The organism is Streptomyces hyaluromycini, assembly GCF_002217755.1.
Lineage (GTDB): Bacteria > Actinomycetota > Actinomycetes > Streptomycetales > Streptomycetaceae > Streptomyces > Streptomyces hyaluromycini.
Genome location: NZ_BCFL01000047.1, coordinates 24,302 through 30,301, shown reverse-complemented (window position 1 = coordinate 30,301; position 6,000 = coordinate 24,302). Strand labels below are relative to the sequence as shown.

Annotated in this window: 4 protein-coding genes and 2 pseudogenes; 3 read left to right on the top strand and 3 right to left on the bottom strand. The window is 69.2% G+C overall.

Features of this window, described 5'->3' with window-relative positions; genetic code table 11:
• The first annotated feature begins 242 nt into the window (after window positions 1-242).
• Window positions 243-584: an ArsR/SmtB family transcription factor gene (locus tag SSP29_RS51045; RefSeq protein WP_089107874.1), complete on the top strand. Its 342-nt coding sequence runs from the start codon at window positions 243-245 to the stop codon at window positions 582-584.
• A 3-nt stretch (window positions 585-587) separates the two neighbouring features.
• Entirely contained in the window at window positions 588-1,094 is a 507-nt protein-coding gene (locus SSP29_RS51040; RefSeq protein WP_089107873.1) for an SRPBCC family protein, read from the top strand.
• A 30-nt stretch (window positions 1,095-1,124) separates the two neighbouring features.
• Here the strand turns inward: SSP29_RS51040 and SSP29_RS51035 are convergent.
• Window positions 1,125-1,862, bottom strand: a pseudogene (locus SSP29_RS51035) (cytochrome P450); the annotation flags it as partial.
• 351 nt (window positions 1,863-2,213) lie between these two features.
• Window positions 2,214-3,119: pseudogene (locus SSP29_RS58245) on the bottom strand (FAD-dependent oxidoreductase); the annotation flags it as partial.
• 241 nt (window positions 3,120-3,360) lie between these two features.
• On the opposite strand from SSP29_RS58245, the gene SSP29_RS51025 reads away from it, so the two are divergent.
• Entirely contained in the window at window positions 3,361-3,918 is a 558-nt protein-coding gene (locus SSP29_RS51025) for a GNAT family N-acetyltransferase (protein WP_089107872.1), read from the top strand.
• 20 nt (window positions 3,919-3,938) lie between these two features.
• Here the strand turns inward: SSP29_RS51025 and SSP29_RS51020 are convergent, their stop codons facing one another.
• Window positions 3,939-4,964 carry a cytochrome P450 gene (locus SSP29_RS51020; protein ID WP_245883607.1) on the bottom strand — a complete coding sequence of 342 codons (1,026 nt, stop codon included), beginning with the start codon at window positions 4,962-4,964 and terminating at the stop codon, window positions 3,939-3,941.
• Between the last annotated feature and the right edge of the window lie 1,036 nt (window positions 4,965-6,000).

The following is a 6,000-nucleotide window of genomic DNA, read 5'->3' as shown; positions in this document are numbered from 1 at the left end:
CGGGGCACCGGCGCATCACTGCGAGTCGTGCGCGACCGAAGCCGCCCGGCCGACTGCCCGGCCGACTGACCTTGCGCCCCGCGTATTCCGTAGAGCCGAATCACGTGAGCACCCGCAGCCGGCGCGCGGTTGCGCAGTGCCGCTGCGCCCCCCGAGAGGACCACCGCCAGTCGTCATCCGACCGGACCCGCCCGGTTGCCGACCGGCTTGACGCATTCCGATATGGGAATATGATGGCTGCCATGGCACGAGCAGCGACCACGTCGGACGCGTTCAACGCGATCGCCGAGCCGCAGCGCCGGGACATCCTGGCGCTGCTGCGGGCGGGTGAGCGGCCGGTGACCGAGTTGGCCCAGGAGCTGGGGATGAGCCAGCCGGGGGCGTCCAAGCATCTGCGGGTGCTCCGGGAGGTGGGGCTGGTGCGGGTCCGCGAGGCGGGCAAGCAGCGCCTCTACGGCCTGGACGCCCGCGGACTGCGGCCCGTCCACGAGTGGCTCGGCGGATTCGAGCGGTTCTGGAACGAGAGTTTCGACCGGCTGGACACCTATGTGCAGGACCTCAAGCAGACACGGCAGGAGGAATGACCGATGGCAGGGGCAAGGCGGGAAGCGCGGGCGGAGCCGGTGACGGCCGACCGGGAGATCGTGATCTCCCGGGTCATCGACGCCCCGCGGGAGCTGGTGTTCGAGGCGTTCACCGAGGTCCGGCACCTGTCGCGGTGGTGGGGTCCGGAGGGGTTCACCACCACCACGCGGTCCTTCGAGTTCCGCGAGGGCGGGGAGTGGGTCTTCGTGCTGCACGGGCCGGACGGGACCGACTACCCCGAGTGGATCCGCTGGCTGCGGATCGTCCCGCCGGAGCGGATCGAGCTGCTGCACGGTGAGTCCCGGGACGACCCGAACGCCTTCGAGTCGGTCCTGGCCTTCGCGCCGGACGGCGCGGCCACCCGGATCGTGATGCGCACGGTCTTCCCCACCAGGGAACTGCGCGACGAGGCGGTCGAGAAGTACCGCGCGATCGAGGGCGGCCGGCAGACCCTGAACAACCTGGCGGCCTACGTCGCCGACCTCGCGCGGAAGGAGGCGGAGGGCTGATGGCCGGGAAGGTGTTCCGAAGCGGTCCGGGTCGTGGAAGCGGTCCGGATCGCGGCTGCCCGAGGCCGGCATCAGCATGACCTGCGAGCCCTGGGGGATGACGGTGTCGGCGACGGTGACGTCGCTGTACGCCGCCCGCCAGGGAATGATGTGCACGGGCGGCTCGTAGCGCAGCAGTTCCTCGACCAGCGGCACGACCAGATCCGGTTCGCCGCGCAGTCGTTCCAGGATCTGCGGGTGGCGCAGCAGCGTCAGCATGCCGTTGGTGATGAGGTTGACGATGGTCTCGTGGCCGGCGACGAGGAGCAGTTTGGCGGTGGCGACGATGTCGGCGTCGGTCATCCGCCCGTCCGGCCCGTCGTCGTTGGCCAGCCGTGCCAGCAAGCCGTCTCCCGGCCGGCCGTGGCGCTGTTCCACCAGTTCGCCGAGGCACTGGAGCAGGTCCTTGCGGGCCTGTACGCCCCTGTCCAGTTTCTCCTTCGGGTCGGTCTCGGGGTCGTAGTCGACCGAGTTCATGATGTCGTTCACCCAGAGGTGGAACCTCGGCTCGTCCTCGCGTGGCACGCCGAGCAAGTGACAGGTCACGGTCACGGGGAACGGGAAGGCGAAATCGTCGACGATGTCGATCCGCTCCCGGCCCGCCACATCGTCGATCAGGCTGCCGACGGTGGCGGTCAGGAAGCCTTCAAGTCCGGTCACCAGCCCAGGGGAGTGAGGGGGGCCGAAGTGACGCGTCGCCATCCGCCGCAGGCGATCGTGCTCGGGCGAGTCCATGTGGATGAACGACGACGGGGCCCCTCCCTCGGCCGAGGGCATCGGACACGACAGATTGCGCACGTCGGAACTCAGATGCGGGTCATTCAGCAGGTCCGTGATCTCGCGATAGGCGCTGATGACGTAGCTGCCGTCGTCCTGCCGGGCCACCGGCGTCCTGCGCAACTCGGCATACAGCGGGTAGGGGTCGGCCCGGGAGGAGTAGTCGAAGATCCGCTGCAGCGTGCCGGGCGTCCCGCTCGTGGCCGTCCGGCCTTTCTCCTGCCGATCCCGATCCCGATCCCGATTCCGATACCCATGCCGATTCCGATGCTGATGCCGGTGCTGATGCCGGTGCGCGGCCGTGACGCGGCGCTCGCCCGGGTCGTGTCCGGTGACGACCACCGTGGCGCCCTGCGCGAGCAGGTCGGGGCCGGGAAAGTCGACGGGCACCGGTTTCGTGTCGGCCGGCTGGTCCGGCGTGGGGCAGGGGGGCGGGAAAGGCGCGGCCGTCTCGATCAACCGTCGGTAGTGGTCCAGCCACTTGCCGTTGTCGAAGCTCACGGCGGCCGTGACGCGGCCCCGGTAGCCGTATGCGGTGACGAAACGGTGGTCGTCCAGCGATCCCTGGGTGACGACCGCCTCGTCGGCGAAGGTCGGCACGCCGACGGACTTGATGTTGACGCCGAACTGGATCGACCAGAACCGCGGGACGGACAGGTGGGGCCGGCGGTCCGCGGGGGCGCTGACCATGTTGTGGGCCGCGACCTCGGCCTGCTCCACGGCGTTGGCCCAGTGTTCCAGTGCGATGAGCCGGTAGTCGTAGACGGGGTTCGGGCAACGTGCCACGTCTCCCGCGGCGAAGACGTCGCCGGTGACGCGGCCGTTGATGTCGAGGGCGCGGCACCCCGTGTCACAGGTGATTCCCCATATGCCCGCCGCCAGTCCCGACTCCCGCAGCCACTCGGTGTTGCGGATGCTCCCGAGTGCCACCACCGCCACATCGGCGTCGACCGTACTGCCGTCGTCGAAGTGAGCACGGCGAAACCGGCCCTGTGCGTCGCCCTCCAGCTGTGTGACCTTGACACCGCACCGCAGATCGACACCGTGGGCGCGCTGCATGTCGGCCGCGACCTCGCCGATCATCGCGCCGAGCGCACCGACCAGCGGGTACGGCGCGAGTTCGGCGACGGTCACCGGGATGTCCCGCTCCCGGCAGACGGAGGCGATCTCGGAGCCGGTGAATCCCGCACCGATGACCAGCACCCGGGAGCGGGTCGCACATCAGCGCTTCCTCACGGTGCGCCGGAATACCGCCAGAAAATCAGCGTAACAGTGGCACCGATACTGGCGAATCCAGCGTTGATCGACCAGATGGCCGCAGGCCAGAGCCCCCGCCCTGCACTTCTTCGTTTGCTGACGACGATCAGCGGTGAGACAGAGCATGACGTGTCAACACCTGCCCCGGTGTGCCTCTGAGCCTCGCGTGCACAGCAGCGTGATCAAATAGGGCATGGCATCGTCCTGGACCGGTGATCGGGTACGCCTACGCGCTGTCGAGCCCGATGACTGGACAGCGTTCATGCGCTTCGCCGACGATCACGGGCGGCGAGGGAGCCGGCTGGATCTGCCGCGGTCCGCCGAGAGTTACCGGGCCTGGGCGAAGGAGCAAGCCGTTGCCGAGTGCGATGACGACCGCTTCCTTCTGGCCGTCGAGGCGAGGGCCACGGGAGAGCTGGTCGGCACAGTCGGCTCGCATCGCACCGGCCCACGTTCAGGCTGGTTCGAGTGTGATGTCACGATCGGCGCCGACCACCGCCGCAGGGGCTATGCGGCAGAGGCCGTGGCGCTGCTGCTGCGCTTCATGTTCGCCGAGCGGCGCTATCACAAATGCCTGGCAGCGGTCTTCGCCCACAACGAGGCATCGCTGGCACTTTTCCGCCGGCTCGGCTTCACCGAGGAGGGGCGCTTGCGGGAACACGTTTTCTTCGCCGGCCGGCACCACGACCTCGTCATGATGGGCATGCTCGCCGACGAGTTCGACCAGCGACACACGACGAGCGCACCATGAGCCGGTCAGCGGTACCGCCCTCAGTCGCGCAAGGTGGCGCGCAGCCGCAAGCCGACAGTTGCGAGACCTTCGAGGGTGGTGACCTGGTAGCTGGGTTCCGGTCCGGGCGGCTCGCTCAAGTGGTAGCAGCGGGCGGTCTGCGCGGTCAGGAGCGTCAGCATCGCCATGGCCAGAGCGGCTCCCTCGCAGCCGTGCGGCCCGGTACCGAAAGAGAGGAAGACCCCGGGTTTCGCCGGCGAGCCCGCATCGTCGAGCCAGCGCTCGGGCCGGAACTGGTCCGGCTCGGAGTATTCCCGTGCGTCGCGGTGGGCGGTGTAAGGGCAGACGAGAACGGTGGAGCCGGCGTCGATGGTGTAGTCGGCGAGCTGAGTCTGTCGCGGGGCCTGTCGGGTCAGCAGCCAGCTCGGGGGGTACAGCCGGAGCACCTCACTCACCAGGGCCTGGGTGTATTGCAGGCCGCCGAGGTGGGTGCTGGTCGTCGCGGCCGGGTCCGCGGGCAGCGCGGCGGCTTCGGCCGCGACGCGGCCCGCTGCCCGGGGGTGCCGGGCCAGGTGGAGCAGGATCCATCCGGCTGCCCGGGAGGGGGTCTCGAAGGTGGCGACGGTGATTCCGGGGAGGGTGTCGAGGATGGCCTCTTCCGGCAGCAGGCCGTAGTGGGGCGAGGGCCGGAGCATCTGTCCCAGCATGTCGTCACCGAGCCGGCCCGATGAACGACGCCGGCGGACGATGGGCCGCAGAGCGTCGGTGAAGGCGACTTGCTGCCGGGTGCGGAACCGCCGTGCCGGTGTGGGAATCCAGCGCGGCCATACCCAACGCGAGGGGCGTACGAGTACCTCCCGGGCCAGGAAGAGCTGCGCGGCATAGGGCAGCAGGGCGGGAGCGTCTTCGGAGAAGAGGTAGCTCACGCCGATCTCCGCCAGGGCGTGCCGGACCGGGGGCAGAATCTCGACGTCCTGGCCCGTGGGCCACTGGTCGGCAAACCGAGCGGTCCGGGGCGCGATCTCACCGATCCGGGCTGCAACCGCCTGCGCACGTAGTCCGCGCATGCGGGCGGCGTGAGCGTACGCGCGCTCCTCGGGCGTTGGTGCTCCGCTCGACCGCTTCAGCGGCGGGAAGAGCGGCGAGGATGCCTTGGGGAAGTCCTGCGCGCGACGCAGGACCGCTTCACACGGCCCGGCCGCAGCCGCTACGTAGACACCCGGCTCCAGCTGCCAGACGTCCCCGCACTCTTCAGCGCCTCGGCGCGCCAATGCCAGGCGGTCGCGGCTCCAGGCCGCGAAGCCCCCTTCGGGCAACCGCGGCGGCTCATTCCTTCGGCCCATGAGATCGCCCCTGGCTGTCGTACCCGTCCAGGCCGATGTCGTCGGCAGCGTGGCTGAGAACCGGCGGGCACCCCTGGGCGCCCGCCGGCAGTCCGGTCAGTCCTATTCGTCGCCGGCGTACGCATTCCATTCGTGGGCCCCGTACGCACCGTAGTGGCGGGTGAAGGACAGCTTGCCGAGCAGCTTGGCGATCATGACGCACTCCTCTCGCCTGTCTTCAGCACCAAATGCCACACATGACATATTGCCACACACGGCACATCTGAGATACAGGACGCATTACGGTCACCGGTCGCACGCATTCACCACTGATCACCGCATTCGGGAACCGCGGTGGCGCCGCCGCGGAGGGCGCATGGAAAGCTGCGCGCTTGTCGGTCGAGTTGGTCACTGACCTGGACGCATAGCCGATGGGCGGCTTCGACGGGCCCACCTGCTCTTGCCGTGGCTCCCCGCTGTTCCCCGCTCGCTCGATCCGGTGCGCTTGTGGTGCGGCGTCCTGAGAGCTGCCATACAGGTGCGATCGTCAGAGAAGGCGCCACTCCCAGCACCACGGCTCCCAGCACCCGGCTGGCGCCTCCACGTTCCCGGCCGCGCGCCTGACGATCACTTGTCGACCTCGGCGAACTCCCGCTCCTCAGGCCGTGCCCTGTCCGCCTGTGGTCAGTCGACTCTCCCGTTCCACCGATGAGGTAGCCGGCGGCGCCAACTACTACTCCAGTGCGGTTTCGTGATCAGGATGGTGTTGCCCTCCTGGAGG

Bases quoted from the DNA above. Each gene is read 5' to 3' on its own strand.
- SSP29_RS51040 (WP_089107873.1), top strand. From the start codon at position 588: ATGGCAGGGGCAAGGCGGGAAGCGCGGGCGGAGCCGGTGACGGCCGAC.
- SSP29_RS51025 (WP_089107872.1), top strand. From the start codon at position 3,361: ATGGCATCGTCCTGGACCGGTGATCGGGTACGCCTACGCGCTGTCGAG.
- SSP29_RS51045 (WP_089107874.1), top strand. From the start codon at position 243: ATGGCACGAGCAGCGACCACGTCGGACGCGTTCAACGCGATCGCCGAG.
- SSP29_RS51020 (WP_245883607.1), bottom strand. From the start codon at position 4,964: ATGCGCGGACTACGTGCGCAGGCGGTTGCAGCCCGGATCGGTGAGATC.